This is a genomic window from Phaeobacter sp. BS52, assembly GCF_045040595.1.
GTDB lineage: Bacteria > Pseudomonadota > Alphaproteobacteria > Rhodobacterales > Rhodobacteraceae > Phaeobacter > Phaeobacter piscinae.
Genome location: NZ_CP090662.1, coordinates 3,431,718 through 3,449,323 on the forward strand (window position 1 = coordinate 3,431,718; position 17,606 = coordinate 3,449,323).

General features: G+C 59.1%; 15 protein-coding genes and 2 pseudogenes. 13 read left to right on the top strand and 4 right to left on the bottom strand.

Annotation, left to right across the window (positions count from 1 at the left end; all coding sequences use genetic code 11):
* The first annotated feature begins 35 nt into the window (after positions 1-35).
* Both L0Z65_RS16700 and fnrL read left to right on the top strand, forming a co-directional pair.
* On the top strand, positions 36-1,646 hold the full coding sequence (locus L0Z65_RS16700; RefSeq protein WP_405109345.1) for an ABC transporter ATP-binding protein: 1,611 nt from the start codon (positions 36-38) through the stop codon (positions 1,644-1,646).
* A gap of 300 nt (positions 1,647-1,946) precedes the next feature.
* Positions 1,947-2,687 (top strand): transcriptional regulator FnrL, encoded by a 741-nt coding sequence (gene fnrL, locus L0Z65_RS16705; protein ID WP_096872633.1) that lies wholly within the window; start codon positions 1,947-1,949, stop codon positions 2,685-2,687.
* 61 nt (positions 2,688-2,748) lie between these two features.
* Here the strand turns inward: fnrL and L0Z65_RS16710 are convergent, their stop codons facing one another.
* The gene (locus L0Z65_RS16710) at positions 2,749-3,588 is read right to left on the bottom strand and encodes a universal stress protein (RefSeq protein ID WP_405109348.1); all 840 of its coding nucleotides are present in this window, start codon (positions 3,586-3,588) and stop codon (positions 2,749-2,751) included.
* Between the two features lie 206 nt (positions 3,589-3,794).
* Between L0Z65_RS16710 and ccoN the strand changes: the two are divergent.
* The 9 genes and pseudogenes from ccoN to ccoS all read left to right on the top strand — a co-directional run bounded on the left by ccoN (position 3,795) and on the right by ccoS (position 13,003).
* Positions 3,795-5,406 (top strand): annotated as a pseudogene (gene ccoN, locus L0Z65_RS16715) (cytochrome-c oxidase, cbb3-type subunit I).
* A 14-nt stretch (positions 5,407-5,420) separates the two neighbouring features.
* A complete protein-coding gene (gene ccoO / locus L0Z65_RS16720; RefSeq protein ID WP_040174578.1) occupies positions 5,421-6,149 on the top strand; it encodes a cytochrome-c oxidase, cbb3-type subunit II in 729 nt (242 codons plus the stop codon).
* Between the two features lie 12 nt (positions 6,150-6,161).
* Positions 6,162-6,359 carry a CcoQ/FixQ family Cbb3-type cytochrome c oxidase assembly chaperone gene (locus tag L0Z65_RS16725; RefSeq protein WP_040174575.1) on the top strand — a complete coding sequence of 66 codons (198 nt, stop codon included), beginning with the start codon at positions 6,162-6,164 and terminating at the stop codon, positions 6,357-6,359.
* Entirely contained in the window at positions 6,356-7,225 is an 870-nt protein-coding gene (ccoP, locus tag L0Z65_RS16730) for a cytochrome-c oxidase, cbb3-type subunit III (RefSeq protein WP_040174574.1), read from the top strand. Before L0Z65_RS16725 ends, ccoP begins: the two co-directional genes overlap by 4 nt.
* 152 nt (positions 7,226-7,377) lie before the next feature.
* A complete protein-coding gene (locus tag L0Z65_RS16735) occupies positions 7,378-8,103 on the top strand; it encodes a transglutaminase family protein (protein ID WP_405109353.1) in 726 nt (241 codons plus the stop codon).
* A 607-nt stretch (positions 8,104-8,710) separates the two neighbouring features.
* Positions 8,711-10,150 (top strand): cytochrome c oxidase accessory protein CcoG, encoded by a 1,440-nt coding sequence (gene ccoG / locus L0Z65_RS16740; RefSeq protein WP_102898148.1) that lies wholly within the window; start codon positions 8,711-8,713, stop codon positions 10,148-10,150.
* Complete coding sequence (locus tag L0Z65_RS16745; protein ID WP_040174570.1) at positions 10,147-10,617, top strand: FixH family protein; 471 nt, start codon at positions 10,147-10,149, stop codon at positions 10,615-10,617. Before ccoG ends, L0Z65_RS16745 begins: the two co-directional genes overlap by 4 nt.
* Before the next feature lie 3 nt (positions 10,618-10,620).
* Complete coding sequence (locus L0Z65_RS16750) at positions 10,621-12,801, top strand: heavy metal translocating P-type ATPase (protein ID WP_405109358.1); 2,181 nt, start codon at positions 10,621-10,623, stop codon at positions 12,799-12,801.
* A 43-nt stretch (positions 12,802-12,844) separates the two neighbouring features.
* On the top strand, positions 12,845-13,003 hold the full coding sequence (gene ccoS / locus L0Z65_RS16755; RefSeq protein ID WP_024095921.1) for a cbb3-type cytochrome oxidase assembly protein CcoS: 159 nt from the start codon (positions 12,845-12,847) through the stop codon (positions 13,001-13,003).
* 85 nt (positions 13,004-13,088) lie between these two features.
* On the opposite strand, the gene L0Z65_RS16760 is transcribed toward ccoS, so the two are convergent.
* The 3 genes and pseudogenes from L0Z65_RS16760 to L0Z65_RS16770 all read right to left on the bottom strand — a co-directional run bounded on the left by L0Z65_RS16760 (position 13,089) and on the right by L0Z65_RS16770 (position 16,105).
* A complete protein-coding gene (locus L0Z65_RS16760; protein WP_405109361.1) occupies positions 13,089-14,678 on the bottom strand; it encodes a D-alanyl-D-alanine carboxypeptidase family protein in 1,590 nt (529 codons plus the stop codon).
* Positions 14,679-15,011: 333 nt separating this feature from the next.
* Complete coding sequence (locus L0Z65_RS16765) at positions 15,012-15,350, bottom strand: hypothetical protein (RefSeq protein ID WP_096872628.1); 339 nt, start codon at positions 15,348-15,350, stop codon at positions 15,012-15,014.
* Positions 15,351-15,390: 40 nt separating this feature from the next.
* Positions 15,391-16,105: pseudogene (locus tag L0Z65_RS16770) on the bottom strand (HAD family hydrolase).
* A gap of 88 nt (positions 16,106-16,193) precedes the next feature.
* Here L0Z65_RS16770 and clpS point away from each other — a divergent pair.
* Both clpS and L0Z65_RS16780 read left to right on the top strand, forming a co-directional pair.
* Positions 16,194-16,535, top strand: a complete 342-nt coding sequence (clpS, locus tag L0Z65_RS16775; protein WP_014875880.1) for an ATP-dependent Clp protease adapter ClpS — start codon at positions 16,194-16,196, stop codon at positions 16,533-16,535.
* Between the two features lie 14 nt (positions 16,536-16,549).
* Positions 16,550-17,542 carry a class I SAM-dependent methyltransferase gene (locus L0Z65_RS16780; RefSeq protein ID WP_405109365.1) on the top strand — a complete coding sequence of 331 codons (993 nt, stop codon included), beginning with the start codon at positions 16,550-16,552 and terminating at the stop codon, positions 17,540-17,542.
* Positions 17,543-17,606: the final 64 nt, after the last annotated feature.

A 17,606-nucleotide genomic window follows, 5' to 3' on the forward strand; every position in this document is an offset into this window, starting at 1 on the left:
CCGAGATACAGCGCAACATGCAGATGTTCTAACCTATGAGCTCCTCGATGACCGTATCTGAAAAATCCACCCCGTTGCTGAATGTTCGAGACCTCCGCGTGTCGTTCCGCCAGGATGGCAAGGTGACAGAGGCAGTGCGTGGCGTGTCCTTTTCGGTGGGCCGCGGGGAAACAGTTGCGTTGGTGGGCGAGAGCGGTTCCGGCAAATCGGTTTCGGCGCTGTCGACGGTCTCACTGCTGGGGGACAGCGCCACGGTCACTGGTTCCGTTACTTATGATGGCACCGAGATGGTCGGCGCCAGTGAGCGCCATCTTCGGCAGGTACGAGGCAATGATATCAGCTTCATTTTTCAGGAGCCGATGACCTCTCTCAACCCGCTGCACACGATTGAGAAACAGTTGGCGGAGTCGCTTGCACTGCATCAGGGGCTGGGCGGCACGGCGGCGCGGGAGCGGATTGTGGATCTGTTGAACCGGGTTGGTATCCGGGACGCAGAGACCCGTCTGGACGCGTATCCGCATCAGTTGTCCGGCGGGCAGCGCCAGCGGGTGATGATCGCCATGGCTCTTGCCAACAAACCCGACATTCTGATCGCGGATGAGCCGACAACCGCCCTTGATGTCACCATTCAGGTACAGATCCTTGACCTGCTTGCGGATCTGAAAGCCAGCGAGGGCATGGGGTTGCTGTTCATCACCCATGATCTGAGCATTGTGCGCCGGATCGCGGATCGCGTCTGCGTCATGCAGGCGGGTGAAATCGTTGAAAGCGGTCCCACGGCTGAGATTTTCGCCAATCCGCAGCATCCCTACACGCGCAAATTGCTGGACGCCGAGCCGACTGGCCAGCCCCAAGCGGTGCCGCAGGATGCCAAGGAGCTGATCCGCACCGAAAATCTGAAAGTGTGGTTTCCCATTCAAAAGGGGTTGCTGAAACGCACTGTTGGCCATGTGAAAGCGGTAAACCCAACGTCGCTTTCGGTCCGCGCGGGTGAGACGTTGGGCATTGTGGGCGAAAGCGGCAGCGGCAAAACCACGCTGGCGTTGGCCATCATGCGTCTGATCGCCTCTGAGGGGCGGGTTGAGTTTCAAGGGCAAGATTTGCGGCAGTGGTCGACCCGCGATTTGCGCCGATTGCGGGCGGATATGCAGATCGTGTTTCAGGATCCTTTCGGGGCGCTCAGCCCACGGATGACCTGCGCTCAGATCATCGCGGAGGGCTTGGCCATTCACAATGTGGATCAGGACCGTGATCCGCGGGATCTGGTCGCTGAAGTGATGGCTGAGGTGGGGTTGGATCCGGCGTTTATGGATCGCTACCCGCATGAATTCTCAGGTGGTCAGCGGCAACGGATTGCGATTGCGCGGGCGATGGTGCTGCGGCCGAAACTGGTGGTGCTGGATGAGCCAACATCGGCACTGGACATGACGGTGCAGGTGCAGATCGTCAATCTGTTGCGTGACCTGCAGGAGCGGTATGGGCTCGCGTATCTGTTCATCTCGCATGATCTGAATGTGGTGCGGGCCATGTCGCACAAGATGATCGTGATGAAGCAGGGTGATGTGGTTGAGGCGGGATCGGCGGCAGACCTGTTCAACAATCCGTCAGATCCCTACACGCAGCAACTTCTGGCCGCAGCCGGGTAGGGTGCGGTCCGCGCAAATGTATCTCGCGGTTCGGTAAATCAGCTACGTGGATTGTCGCGACAGTATGGCACATCCGGCCACCATATCCCGCCAATAAGATACGGTCATTTGCATCGCGAAGTGGATAAGCCCTTGTCATCATTACGAGGGGTGGCACCTTGGCTGTAGGCGACGAGAGGTGCATTCCCACCGTGACGTACCAACAAACGCGGCGTCGCCAATTGTGATTTGCGCGGCACATGTTTAAATTGACACCGCCAGGTGAGCATTAGCCTTAGCGCAGATCAAATCGGACCTCTCATGAACGCTCCTACCATTCAGAACGTCAATTGCGGCGATTGTCCCATTCGTCATCGCGCTGTGTGCGCGCGCTGTGATGCGGACGAATTGGAAATGCTGGACTCTATCAAATACTACCGCACCTATGATGCGGGCCAACCAATCACCTGGTCCGGTGACCGGATGGATTTTGTCGGCTCCGTTGTCTCGGGCATCGCAACCTTGACGCAGACCATGGAGGACGGGCGGACCCAGATGGTTGGTCTGTTGCTGCCCAGCGATTTTGTTGGCCGACCAGGACGCGATACGGCAGCTTATAATGTGGTCGCAACCTCAACAGTGGTCATGTGCTGTTTTCGCAAGAAACCGTTTGAAGAGATGATGGCCCATACTCCGCATGTGGCACATCGTTTGCTGGAAATGACGTTGGACGAGCTGGACGCTGCCCGGGAATGGATGCTGGTTCTAGGGCGTAAAACGGCGCGCGAAAAGATCGCCAGCTTGTTGTCTATTCTGGCCCGGCGCGATGCCTCCTTGCAGCTTCACAAAGACAGCAACCGTCGCGTTTTTGATCTGCCGCTGACCCGCGAGGCGATGGCAGACTATCTGGGGCTGACGCTGGAAACCGTCAGCCGCCAAGTTTCCGCCCTGCGCAAGGATGGCGTGATCGAACTGGAGGGCAAGCGGCATGTGACCGTGCCTGACATGGGACGCCTTATGGAAGAGGCGGGAGATGACAGCGACGGCGGCTGCCTGATCTGACCACTCCTTGAGCAAGCGAAGGGGCCGAATGTGTCGCCCCCTTCTTACTTGAGCCCTTGCATTAGTGGGCCATCATAACCGGCACTTTTGCCTTCTCCAGCATATTGCGGGTTGCACCGCCCAGGATCGCCTCACGGAAACGGGAATGCCCGTAGGCCCCCATCACGATCAGATCTGCCGCTGTATCGACCGCATGTCGGTTCAACACGTCCGAGACGCGGGTCATGGTTTTGCTGAGCACATCAATCTCGCATTTGACCCCATGGCGCGACAGCATCTGGCACAGCAACCCGCCTGGATCTGAGCGCTCCGGCCCATGCTGCGGCGGGTCGATAACAACGACGCGGACCACATCCGCCGCCTGTAGCATTGGCAGCGCCTTGCGAATAGCGGTCATGGCTTCGATGCTTTCGTTCCAAGCAACCAATACGGTTTTCGGCTGCGCGGGCAGGGGCGCATCATCCGGCACCACAAGCACAGGCGCGCGACCTTCGAAAAGGGCCGCTTCGACAATGGCCTCCGCCTCGGCGGGACGGTCCTTGCCGTAGGGCTGGCCCAGCACAACAAGATCGCAAAACCGCGCCAAACGCGCAACGTGGCGGCCAATATCAGCCATCTGTGCGACACCTGTCTCAACGTTGAAGCTGACCGCTGACCGGGTCAGACGCTCGGTCGCAGTAGCTTCGATGCCACTGACCTCTTCCTTGGCACGGGCGAGGGTTTCTTGCAGCACCATCGCATTGGCCCCAGCGTAGTAATAGCCGGTTTGGGTGCGATCTACGCCAAGGCACAGCGCGTCAACATGGCCGTCGGCCAGCCGGGTCAATGAGATCGACTGCTCCAGCTGAGTTTCGGTGTTTGCGGGGGTGGTCAGAACAGTCAGCAGTGTCTTGTAGGACATATTAACCTCGCAGGGATATGTGCGACCGCAACGAACTTGTGGTTGTGCCGCGAGTTGCGTCATTATGAAGGTGCTTCTCACATTCTGCGGCAAACTGTCTTGATACAGATCAAGGCGTTGTCTGGCGCAGTTTTGCATTTAAGGCTCAGAAAAAACTGTCTGACGCGGACCAGAGAATCGTGTCGGGCAAGGAAAAGGGACGCAAGATGTCTAATTATATCAAGCTAATCGTGCTTGGTTTGGTCACGCTCTTCGCGATGATCGCGACCAATTATGCGCGGGATTTGGCCTATCAGGTTCATGCGATCATCATCATGATCGTGGCTGGCGGGCTGTTTCTATACACCCTTCGACACACCGATGAGCCTGTGATTACAACGGGATCGCTGCAGGGCGAGTACTTTGACAGTGTGGTGCGCGCCGGTGTGGTGGCAACCGCGTTCTGGGGCGTGGTCGGGTTTCTGGTGGGTGTCTTCATCGCCTTCCAGTTGGCCTTCCCAGTCCTGAACTTTGAGTGGGCGCAGGGGCTGGCCAACTTTGGACGGCTGCGGCCTCTGCATACTTCGGCGGTGATTTTTGCCTTTGGTGGCAATGCGCTGATCGCGACCTCATTCTACGTGGTGCAACGCACCTCGGCCGCTCGTCTCTGGGGGGGTAATCTGGCATGGTTTGTGTTCTGGGGCTATCAGCTGTTCATCGTGCTGGCGGCGACCGGCTATCTGTTCGGGTCGACCCAGTCCAAGGAATATGCAGAACCGGAATGGCATGTTGATCTCTGGTTGACCATCGTCTGGGTGGCCTATCTGGCGGTGTTCCTGGGCACCGTGATCAAGCGTAAGGAGCCGCATATCTATGTGGCAAACTGGTTCTACCTTGCGTTCATCGTGACCGTCGCCATGCTGCATCTGGTCAACAACATGACGATCCCTGTTAGCATCTGGGGCTCCAAATCGGTGATCATGTGGTCGGGCGTGCAGGACGCGATGGTACAGTGGTGGTATGGCCACAACGCTGTGGGCTTCTTCCTGACTGCGGGTTTCCTTGGCATGATGTACTACTTTGTGCCGAAGCAGGCTGAGCGTCCGGTTTTCTCATACAAGCTGTCGATCATCCACTTCTGGGCGTTGATCTTTCTCTACATCTGGGCCGGTCCGCACCACCTGCATTACACCGCTCTGCCGGATTGGGCCTCGACCCTTGGTATGGTGTTCTCGATCGTACTGTGGATGCCCAGCTGGGGCGGCATGATCAACGGCCTGATGACCCTGTCTGGCGCTTGGGACAAGCTGCGCACCGACCCGGTGATCCGGATGATGGTGATCTCGATCGGCTTTTACGGCATGTCCACCTTTGAAGGTCCGATGATGTCGATCCGTGCCGTGAACTCGTTGTCGCATTACACCGACTGGACCATTGGTCACGTTCACTCCGGCGCGCTTGGCTGGAACGGCATGATCACTTTTGGTGCGCTGTATTTCCTGGTGCCGGTTCTGTGGAAACGTGAGCGTCTCTACAGCCTCAGCCTGGTGTCCTGGCATTTCTGGCTGGCCACCATTGGCATCATTCTCTACGCGGCATCCATGTGGGTGACCGGCATCATGGAAGGCCTGATGTGGCGTGAAGTCGATGCCAACGGGTTCCTCGTGAACTCCTTTGCTGACACCGTGGCTGCGAAATTCCCGATGTACGTGGTACGCGCTCTGGGTGGGGTCATGTTCCTCGCTGGTGCCCTGATCATGTGCTACAACCTGTGGATGACTGTACGGCGTGCGCCAAGCCAAAGAGGCCAGCCTGACCGTCGCAGTCCCTGCTGAATAAGGAGGGCCCGAGCAATGGGAATTCTCGACAAACACAAAATCCTCGAGACCAACGCGACCCTCCTGCTGGTGTGCAGCTTCCTGGTTGTCACCATTGGTGGTCTGGTCCAGATCGCACCGCTGTTCTGGCTGGAGAACACCATCGAAGAGGTGGAAGGCATGCGTCCCTACACCCCGCTGGAGCTGGCCGGGCGTGATATCTACATCCGCGAAGGGTGCTACGTCTGCCACAGTCAGATGATTCGTCCTATGCGCGATGAGGTCGAACGTTACGGACCATATTCGCTGGCCGCAGAGTCGATGTATGACCACCCGTTCCAGTGGGGATCAAAGCGAACCGGTCCGGATCTGGCCCGTGTGGGCGGTCGCTACTCGGACGAATGGCACGTCGACCACCTGCGCGATCCGCAGTCGGTGGTGCCGGAATCCGTGATGCCAAAGTACGGCTTCCTTGAGAACAACCGGATTGATGGCGAATACATCGGTGATGTGATGGCGGCAAATGCGTTTGTCGGGGTGCCGTATTCCGAAGGGATGTTGGAGAACGCACAGGCAGACTTTCGTGCGCAAAGCAATCCTGATGCCGACTATGACGGCCTGCTGGAGCGCTATGGCGAGAAGGTCAGCGTCCGGAACTTCGACGGTCAGCCCGGGATCTCCGAAGCTGACGCTTTGATCGCCTATCTGCAGATGCTGGGGACCTTGGTTGATTTCTCGACCTTTACCCCCGTCGCCAACCGCTGATTGGAGGCAGACATGGACATTTATACTCTGCTTCGGGAATTCGCCGACAGCTGGATGCTGCTCTTCCTGTTTGTGTTCTTTCTGGCCGTGGTGGTCTGGGCGTTTCGCCCCGGCAGCACCAAGGTTTACAAGGATACCGCCAACATCCCCTTCCGGCACGAAGACAAACCCGCCCCAGAAATGGGTAAAGCCAAGGAGGCGCGGTCATGAGCAAGAAAGTGAAGAAGTTCGAGGACGACCCGAACACCACCGGCCACAGCTGGGACGGGATCGAGGAATTCGACAATCCGATGCCGCGTTGGTGGCTCTGGACCTTCTATGCGACCATTATCTGGGCCATCGGCTATACCGTTGCCTACCCGGCCTGGCCGGGGATCCAATCGGCGACAGCCGGTGTGCTGGGCTGGAACTCCCGGGCGCTGGTCGCTGAGGAAATCGCAGCCGTGAACGAGGCCAACGCCCCGATCAACAGCCGTCTGGAGGAGATTGAGCTGGCGTCTATCACCACCGATCCCGAGTTGAACGGCTATGCGGTTTCGGCTGGTTCCGCGGTGTTCAAGACCTGGTGCGCCCAATGTCACGGCGCTGGCGCGGCCGGGGCGAAAGGGTATCCGAACCTTCTGGATGATGACTGGCTTTGGGGCGGGTCGATGGAGGACATTCACGCCACCATCGCCCATGGTATCCGCAACGAAGAAAGCGACGATGCGCGCTACTCTGAGATGCCAGCCTTTGGCCGGGATGAGTTGCTGGAGAAGGAAGAGATTGATCAGGTCGTGAACTATGTGATGTCTCTTTCGGGTGAGCCTCAGGATGCCGCCAAGGTCGAGGCGGGGTCTGTGATCTTCGCGGACAATTGTGCTTCTTGCCACATGGACGATGGCACCGGTGACCGCTCCCAGGGGGCGCCGAACCTCGCAGATGCCATCTGGCTCTATGGTGGGGATCACGCGACACTGACCGAAACCGTCTACAACTCGCGTTACGGGGTCATGCCAAACTGGAACGCGCGCCTGACAGAGGCCCAGATCCGCGCGGTCACCGCTTATGTGCATCAATTGGGCGGCGGTGAATAAGGCTGCGCCCTTTCATACAGTATCAGCATCGAGCGGGGCTGCCTTTGGGCGGCCCCGTTCCGTTTCAGCCTGTTGGCACATGGTTGATTTTCCCCTTGAAGCTACAGTCGCTGTAGGATGTAGCAGGGGTGGGCAATCAAATAGGTGATCTCATGCCCAATACTCGTTTTCTCGACGTAACACCGATGCTCGACAGCAAGGCACCAGCGATAGCTGCGTTGATTTCGGAACGTGGCTGGCAGCAGCTGTCACCTCATGAACGGATCGGTGCAGCCTATGACTACGTCCGCGATGAGATCCTGTTTGGCTATAATGTGGCCGACACGCGCCCCGCCTCGTTGGTACTTGCGGATGGCTACGGTCAGTGCAACACAAAGGCGACGCTGCTGATGGCCGTGTTGCGCGCGCTTGGCATTCCGTGTCGACTGCACGGGTTCACCATCGATAAGAGCCTGCAACGCGGAATAGTGCCTGAACTTGTGTATTGGATGGCCCCACGCAACATCCTGCATTCTTGGGTTGAGGTTCGTCTGGACGCCCGATGGATCAATCTTGAGGGGTTCATTCTAGATCAGCAGGTCTTGGGTTCGTTGCAAGCGGCGTTTCCGGGCCGGACGTCGTTATGTGCCTACGGCGCGGGCACGGATTGTCTGCAAGCGCCAATGGTCAGCTGGCAGGGGCGAGATACCTACATTCAGCGAACCGGTATCAATGGCGATCTTGGTGTTTTCGACAGTCCGGATGCGTTTTTTGGCGCATATGAACAGGCACTGACGGGGGTGCGGGGGTGGCTCTACCGAAACATAATTCGTCATTGGATGAACCACCGGGTGGCTGCGATCCGGCGCGGGGCTGTCGCTGGCGCTGCCTGGCGGTGATAACGCACTGATGCCGGATGTTTCCGCTCGAGTTTTTACGGATCGCTGAAATCGCAGCACCTATTTTACGGGTCTTTGATCCCTGTCAAATACCCAAGCAGCGTTCCTGGGTAATATCCCTTCTTGAGACAGTGCCGTCGGTTCGCCCTTTCCAGCGCCGATGGCTGTCCAGTTCGCCCTCCTGCTTTGCAGCGGCGGACCCGGCGTCGGCTTTTCGATCTGTTCGCGCGTTTCCTGAAAAGCCGACGCTCTGACGCTCCCAGAGGACTGACAGGGCTGATGTGTCCTTGTGAACGTCGCGCTACCCAGCGCGCAGCGATCACGCTATGCTCTTTCTCAGAGAGAAGGTGCTTAGCGAATGGGCCTGCGCTCTGGTGTCACATCTGCGACGCGGCGACGCGCGGGGGCTTGTCGCAATAACATGTAAACACCTGTATTATATGAGATTATGGTGCGTGCTGTAATTTCGGACAGAATGCCGCGCCCGGTTGACGGCGTCCGAGTAGCGGCAAAGATGCGTTCCGTATATGCGTTTGATCCACGTCAAGGTTCGTCCGTGGCGCATCTGGGACAACCGCTGCAACAAAGCAAGATTTGGAGTGAGTCCGTGAGCGATTCCGATCCCGCCCCCAGCCTGTATGCCGCCCATGAGCCGATATTCCCTCGCCGTGTGTCCGGGCCGTTTCGAAACCTGAAATGGTATATCATGGCGGTGACGCTGGGGATCTACTACCTGACGCCCTGGATCCGCTGGGACCGGGGGCCCGCACTGCCGGATCAGGCGGTTTTGCTGGATCTGGCCAACCGGCGCTTTTATTTTTTCTGGATCGAAATCTGGCCGCATGAATTCTACTTCGTCGCGGGCCTGCTGATCATGGCCGGTCTGGGGTTGTTTCTGTTCACCTCGGCGCTTGGCCGTGTCTGGTGTGGCTACACCTGTCCGCAGACTGTCTGGACCGACCTGTTCATTCTGGTGGAACGCTGGATCGAAGGGGATCGAAACGCACGATTGCGTCTACACCGCCAGAAAAAGCTGGATTTCCGAAAGGCGCGGCTGCGGGTAACCAAATGGGTCGTCTGGCTCCTGATCGGGCTCGCAACCGGGGGCGCATGGGTGTTCTACTTTGCGGATGCACCAACCCTGCTGCGGGATCTGCTGACGGGTCAGGCCCACCCCGTTGCCTATACCACGATGGCCATTCTGACCGGCACCACCTTCCTTTTTGGCGGCTTTGCCCGAGAGCAGATCTGTATCTATGCCTGCCCTTGGCCGCGTATTCAGGCCGCGATGATGGATGAGGACACTTTGACCGTAGGCTACCGCGAATGGCGCGGAGAGCCACGTGGCAAGCCTCGCAAGACCGATGAGCCCGGTTTGGTGCATGGCGACTGCATTGATTGTATGGCCTGCGTCAACGTCTGCCCGATGGGGATCGACATTCGCGATGGGCAACAGATGGAGTGTATTACCTGCGCCCTCTGTATTGATGCCTGTGATGATGTGATGGAGCGGATCGGCAAACCGCGCGGATTGATCGACTACATGGCGCTGAGCGATGAGGCGAATGAGCGCGCAGGACATGCACCCAAGAACATCTGGAAACACATCCTGAGGCCGCGGACCATCATGTATACGGCGCTATGGGGGAGTGTCGGTCTGGCGCTGTTGTTTGCCCTGTTCATCCGCTCTGACATCGAACTGACGGTTGCTCCGGTGCGCAACCCAACCTTTGTGACCCTCTCCGACGGATCGATCCGCAACACCTACGACGTGCGGCTGCGCAACAAGACTGGTGAGCCTCGTCCATTTGAGCTGTCGATCAAGGGGGAGCCTGCAATGCAACTGGAACTGGAAGGGGTCGATGGCACGATTGTCACCGTACCTGCGGATACCAGCTTCCTTCAGCGGGTCTATATCGTGGCACCAAAAACCGCCGAGGCTGCATCTGCACGCAGTACGCCGGTGCGGATCTGGGTCGCTGATCTCGACAATGGAGAGCGCGCGTATAAGGATACCAGCTTTAATGGGCGGGGAGCCGGGCAATGAGTGAAGGTAAAACACCACGGCAGTTCACCGGCTGGCACATGCTCATGGTCTTTGGCGGGGCGTTCACCGTGATCATCGGCGTCAATATTGCGCTGGCAGTCAATGCGGTGCGCACCTTTCCAGGGCTTGAGGTGAAGAACAGCTATGTCGCCAGCCAAAGCTTTGATGCCCGCCGCGATGCGCAGCAGGCGCTGGGCTGGTCGGTCTATGCCTCGGCTATTGGCGATCAGGTGAAACTGGAAATCACCGATGCCGATGGTGCCCCGGTTGAGGTCGCCGCGTTGCGCGCGACCCTTGGCCGCGCGACCCATGTGAAGGATGATCAGACCCCGGATTTCCGGTTTGACGGCACGGCTTATGTTGCTCCGGCTGAGTTGAGCGCTGGAAACTGGAACATCCGAATGGTCGCACGGGCGGAGGACGGTACGGAGTTTACGCAGCGTGTCATCCTGCATGTGGCGCGGTAAACGATGAGCACCGCCGTCCGCCCTCAGCTTGCGGCCTGTCCGGGCTGCGTTGCCGCACCAAATGGCACAGTAGAACAGGCGCCAACGGAGGCGCGTCTGGCGCTGTCACTGCCCAGCATCCACTGTCAGGCCTGTATCTCAACCGTCGAGCGCGGATTGAACGCGGTGCCGGGCGTGCGGAGCGCGCGTGTGAATCTCACACTGAAGCGCGCGCTGATTGAGGCGGACCCCGAAGTGCGCGCATTGGATCTGGTGCCGGTGCTGGAACGTCTGGGGTTCGAGGCGCATGAGCTGGACCTCGCGGCGCTAAGTGCAACCCAGACAGATCAGGCCGGTCGTGACCTGTTGATGCGGTTGGCGGTTGCCTTCTTCGCCTCCATGAACGTAATGCTGCTGTCGATTTCGGTCTGGTCCGGGGCGAGCGACGCAACCCGCGATATGTTCCATTGGATCTCTGCGGCGATCACCTTCCCGGCGATCTTGTTTGCGGGGCAGCCGTTCTTCCGCAATGCCTGGCAAGCCCTTCGGGTGGGGCGGTTGAATATGGACGTGCCGATTGTTCTGGCAATTGTTCTGGCCCTGCTGACATCGCTGTGGGAGACCTCCCTGTCCGGAGAGCATGCGTATTTCGATGCGGCGCTGACGTTGACCTTCTTCCTGCTGGCCGGGCGGTATCTGGATCATCGCACCCGCGCGGTCGCCCGGTCCGCTGCGGAGGAATTGGCCGCCCTGGAAGTGCCGCGTGCGCTACGCCTGGAGTCGGCGGGGCAACCGGTGGAAGTGGCGGTCGCAGATCTGGTCATTGATGACCATATTCTTGTGCGCCCCGGTGGGCGAATGCCCGTAGATGGCGTCGTGCTGGACGGGCAGTCTGAACTGGACCGATCCCTGCTGACCGGCGAAACGCTGCCGGTTTTTGCCGAAGTCGGAAGCTCGGTTTCGGCAGGTGAGGTCAATCTGACCGGTCCCTTGGTGATCCGCGCGACGGCGGTCGGGAACGAAAGCTCTCTGAATCAGCTGGCGGATCTTGTCGCCATCGCGGAATCCGGACGCTCGCGCTATACCTCATTGGCGGATCGGGCTGCAAAGCTCTATGCGCCGGGGGTTCACATTCTGTCGGGGCTGGCCTTCCTCGGCTGGTATCTCTTCACCTTCGACATGCGGGTCGCGCTGAATATCGCGGCAGCTGTCTTGATCATCACCTGCCCCTGTGCGCTGGGCCTGGCCGTGCCTGCGGTGACCACGGCAGCTTCGGGCCGGTTGTTCAAAAAAGGTATGTTGATCAAACATGCAACCGCGCTGGAACGTCTGGCTGAGGTGGATACCGTCGTTTTCGATAAAACCGGCACGCTGACCAACGGGCAGCCGCGCTGTGATGATTTCGACCAATTGTCATTGTCGGACCAGAGGCTGGCCTATGCGTTGGCGCAGGGATCGGACCACCCGCTGTCAGTCGCAATCTGCCGTGCGGCCGTGCAGGCCGGGATCAAGGCGGCCGTCGTGACCGCACAAGAAGAAGTTCCCGGATATGGCAGTGAGGCCTCGTATGAGGGCCAACGAGTGCGTCTTGGTCGTGCGGCCTGGGTCGGGGCCGAACCGGGAGAGAAGACAGCGGCCTATCTTGATCGGGGGGCAGGCGCACCGCAGGCTCTGACGTTTTCCGACAGTCTGCGGCCCGGCGCTGCTGATGCCGTTGAGGCGCTTTTGAACGCGGGCAAAGATGTCTGGCTGATCTCCGGTGATGCAGAGGGGGCGGTTCGTGATCTCGCAACGCGTCTAGGAATTAAGAGCTGGATTGCCGCAGCCTTGCCGCAGGACAAATGCGACCAGGTATCACTGTTGTCGCAGCAGGGGCATCGGGTGTTGATGGTGGGCGATGGGCTTAATGACACGGCAGCGCTGGCGGCGGCCCATGTCTCCATCTCGTCGGCCTCAGCGCTGGATGCAGCACGGGTGGCCTCAGATATTGTTCTGCTGGGGCAGGATCTGTCACCTATCGCTGAAGCCTGCACCGTTGCCCAGAAAGCCACCCGCCGCATCCGCGAGAATTTCCGCATTGCGACGCTTTACAATGTGATCGCAGTCCCCCTCGCAGTCGCTGGGCTTGCGACCCCATTGGTGGCCGCCTTGGCGATGTCGACCTCGTCGATTACAGTATCCCTGAACGCGCTGCGCCTGCGGTAATGAACTGCGCGCACGACTGCGGCCCCAGACCAAGAGAGTTTTGATGAGCGTACTGACCTATCTGATCCCGATATCCCTGTTCCTGGGGGGCGTTGGCCTTGTCGGGTTTCTTTATACCGTGCGTTCGAATCAATATGATGATCCTGAAGGGGACGCCCGCCGCATCCTGAGCGATGAGTGGGACGACCATCCAAAGCCCTGATAAGGCCCTTTCCAACCTGTAGCAGTCAGTCAAAAGAAAAGGCGCCTCAGGGGCGCCTTCTCCTGTTGGCTCTGCGATCCCGCGCTTAGGAGGGACCGACCGTTTCGCAAGTGATATTGCGGGCAGAAAGGCGGCGGCAGGCGAGGGCCGCACTCTCTTTGGTCATGCCAAGAAAATTGGCATCAAAGCCACGAGGTGTTCTGACAACTTTGCGTAGGCTGCCGTCCAGGGTGGCCATTTCGGCCAAGGCCGTACGCAGCAGCACCTTTTCAGCCTGATAGCGGCTGCCGTAGCGCCCGACATTGATCCCCCAGTACCGCCCGCCTGATGTAGACAGGCGGGTGACAACGACGGGTTCCGGTTCTGCGGTCGTCTGGTTTTCGGCCAGCCGCGCGGGACGGGCCATCGGACGCAGCCCGACAAAGGGGCGCGGCTTGGCGATCGGGGTTGAGGCTTGCTCGGCGACGGCAGCGATGACTTCTGCCTCGGCAATTGCTGCCGTGATGCTGGCCTGTAGCACATCGCGATCCAGCTTTGGTGCGGCTTCGCTTGCGGCCGAAGGTGCTTCGGTGGTTGGCGCATCGGCGGTCGTGGTGCTTGTCTGCGCCTCTGCCAGCAGCGTCGATGTGTCCGGTTCGGCGGATGCCGGGCGACCTTTGGGACGCAGGCTGGTTTTCACCAGACCCGAAACGCGAATGGTTTTGCCTGCGGCACCATTTGGCGCGCTGTCGCCAGCGTCGGCCAGCTGCGTTCCAAGACCCCGATTGCCTTGATAAGGCGGGCGGGCTGGGCGGCGGAGTTTGGCGCGACTGGGCGCGCGGCGAAAGCCGAGATCCAGCAGTTCGGCCACTTTGGCATTGCGGGAGGTAGAGGATTTGCCACCAAAAACCGTAGCTATAACCCGTTCATTGCCACGTTCGGCCGAGGCGACGAGGTTGAAACCGGCGGCACGGGTGTAGCCAGTCTTGATCCCATCGGCGCCACGGTAGGCCGCCAGCAAGCGGCGGTTGGTGTTGGGCACCTTGCGCACGCCCGCATCCGTCGATCGGCGCGAGAACAGGTTGTAGTATTCGGGATAGTCATAGAGCAGGTGCCGCCCCAGCGTTGTCATGTCGCGGGCAGTGGACATATGCCCTTTCTGGGTCAGGCCGTGCGCGTTTTTGAAAGTGGTGCGCGACATGCCAAGCGCCTTGGCAGTGCGGGTCATGCGCCGGGCGAAAGCGGCCTCAGATCCGGCCAGTGTCTCGCCGATGGCAGTGGCGGCATCATTGGCGGATTTCACTGCAGCAGCGCGGATCAGGTAACGAAAGGCAATGCGCTGACCAGTTTTCAGGCCCAGCTTGGAGGGCTGTTCGGAGGCGGCGTTACGGCTGATTTTTACCTTGGTATCAAGGCTGATCTCGCCGTTGCGAACCGCCTCGAACGCGATATAGAGCGTCATCATCTTGGTCAGGGAGGCGGGGTGCAGCCGGGTATCAGCGTTGCGCGAGTGCAAGACCTCTCCAGTCCGGGCATCAATCACCATCGCAGCGTATGGCGCAGCCATTGCATCGGGGGGCGCAGTTGCGACCATCGATAGGAAAATAACCAGTCCCAAGACCCAACGCCCCAGACGGGAACACGCCCGTCCTGCGCGGATCAGCGGAGTCCGCCTGACCTGCACGATATCTGCCATTTTTGCCTCTTGCCGCCGGTTTTCCGACTGACGTTTTTTGCCTGTATTAAAAAAGCGTAACACAGGGTCTGTTCGGAATAAACAGTGAGGTTTTTAAGGGAAAATCGCGAACAGGCCAGAGGCTTCGATATCTAGTGGAACGTCTGGAGAGTACCCACTACATCGGCGGTTGGTTAAGGAAGTGTTAGCAAAAAAAGTCGCAGAGCTTGGGGTCTTGAGCGGTTGTGCGCTGCCATCTGGTGCAGGGATGCAACAAGGTCGAGCGCAGGCACGTCCTGTTGGCTCCTCGTTAGTGTGACGGGTCGCTTGCAGCGCTTTTGCCCGGGCGCCTCATCAGGGGTGATGCTGGCCGGTAAAGTAGAAGGGACCTGTATAGGCCAGTTCCAGAGAAAACGCACAGGGGGCAGAGATTCGCGCGGTGATAGCCGCCCGCAGCGCTGCAAGTAACCTGTTGGAAAAATCTGCATCGCGATGGGGCTTCACCAGCACGGAGACCTTCACCGCAACATGGGTGTGGTGATAGGTATCGGTCGGGTAACCGCGCCCCTTGCAATCGCCCGCACCGTCGTCGTGGGACAGGATGACCTGTTCGATCTCAGCAAGGATCGCGGGGATATCAAGATCGAGATCGCTGCTGTATTTTATTTCGGCATGAGGCATGAGCGTGTCCATTGTGTTGGGTCTTGGGGCGTTTACTGAGGTAGAAAGTGTATCAACTGATCCGCGCCACCAGCGCGGGCAGGGCGCTCAGATCGGCAATTTCTGTATATCGGGAACTGTGAACCGGGGCCGGGGCGTATTCGACTTCCCAGACCAAACCATGCGGTACATAGGTGCCCCAGCCACCCGCCTCGATGATGGGCACCACGTCTGATCGCATAGAGTTTCCCACCATCATCGCATGTTCGGGGCCATCGCCGTGTCGTGCAAAAATCTCGGCATAGATCTGTGGCGTTTTCTCCGAAACGATCTCAACGCCGTCGAACAGATCCCCCAAACCGGACTGTGCCAGTTTGCGCTCCTGATCCAGAAGATCGCCCTTAGTGACCAGCACCACCCGGTGGCTGTCAGCCAACGCCTCAACCGCGCTTTGCGCGTTGGGCAGCAATTCGATCGGGTAGGACAGCATCATCTGGCCTGCGACAATCAACTCCTGAATCACGCTTGCTAAGCACGCGGGCATCCGTCACCTCAATGGCGGTTTCAATCATCGACAGGGTGAAGCCTTTCACGCCGTAGCCATAGCGGCCAAGGTTCTGCTTCTCCGCGGCCAGCAGACGCGCGCCGAGAGCTTGCGAATCGAGCTCCCGCGGGACGTGGTCCATCAGCAATTCGGCAAAGCGATCCTGAGTAATGCGGAAAAATCGTTCATTATGCCAAAGGGTATCATCGGCATCGAAGCCAATTGTTGTCAATTTTCGGGTCAATACGACACGCTCAATGCCTTTTCCTATTCACCAGAAAGGCTATATAAGCGGAACACCAAAATCCATCCACGATCGGAAGTCTGTGCCAATGCTGCCCACGCCAGTTATGATGTCGGATCATTCAGATGACGATACCGATCTCGGTGTCCTCACCAAGACCCGGCCCAAAACGCAGCGTCCGCCGCGCTATAAGGTGCTGTTGCTGAACGATGACTATACCCCGATGGAATTCGTGGTCATGGTGCTGGAACGGTTCTTCAACATGACCCATGCCGAGGCGTTTGAAGTGATGCTGACCGTGCATAAAAAGGGCGTCGCTGTGGTTGGCGTGTTTAGCCACGAGATCGCCGAGACCAAGGTCGGGCAAGTTATGGATTTTGCCCACCGCCATCAGCATCCTCTGCAATGCACGATGGAAAAAGAAGAATAAAAAGAGGCCCCTAGATGTCTGTGCGTCTGTCACTGGCCGTCGAGACGGGTGGTTTTCCCGTGCCCGAAACCGGCCATATCGCAGTGTTTTACCCCACCTCTGATTTGGATCTGTCGGCACTGCCGAAAGAGCGGGTTCTGATCGTGCAGCCCTTTGCTCCTGATCATGCTGGGCTTGTGGCGCGGGGCTATGACTGCGTGCCTGAGGTGCCTGCTGAGGCACGGTTTGCGGCAGCGGTTGTGTTCCTTTCGCGTGCTAAGGCGCTGACGCGTGGCCTATTGGCGCAGGCGGCAGAGCTCTGCGATGGGCCTGTCCTGGTCGACGGCGGCAAGACGGACGGCGTCGATTCGGTGTTGAAAGCTCTGCGCGCGCGCTGCGAGGTGTCAGCACCTATCTCAAAAGCTCACGGGAAGGCGTTCAGCTTCGATGCGACAGGCACAGATCTGAGCGACTGGCAGGCTGCAACCACGCAGATTGACGGAGGGTTTCAGACCGCTCCGGGAGTGTTTTCCGCCGATGGTGTCGATCCGGCCTCGGCCCTGCTTGTCGCTGCACTGCCGGAGAAGCTGGGCCGTAATGTGGTCGATCTTGGCGCAGGCTGGGGGTATCTGTCCTCAGCGGTTCTTCAACGAGAGAGCGTGCAGGCGCTGCATCTTGTCGAAGCTGACCACAGTGCGCTTAACTGTGCACGACAGAATATAAACGATCCTCGCGCCCAGTTTCACTGGGCGGATGCCCGCAATTGGCAGACAACCGAGCGGGTCGATTGTGTCATCTCCAACCCGCCGTTCCATACCGGTCGCGCGGCTGAGCCATCGCTGGGACAGGCCTTCATCACCGCAGCCTCCGGGATGCTGGCACCTGCCGGGGTGTTCTGGCTGGTTGCCAACCGGCATCTTCCCTATGAGGCCACGCTTGCCGAACAGTTCGCTACGGTGACGGAGGCCGCAGGTGACAACCGCTTCAAAGTGCTGCAGGCCAGCCGCCCACGCCGTCATCGCCGCTGACGCAGGCGGACGACAAAGGATGGTTCACTTGTTTCTGTCCGCAGTCTAGGTTGCAGAAAAGAGG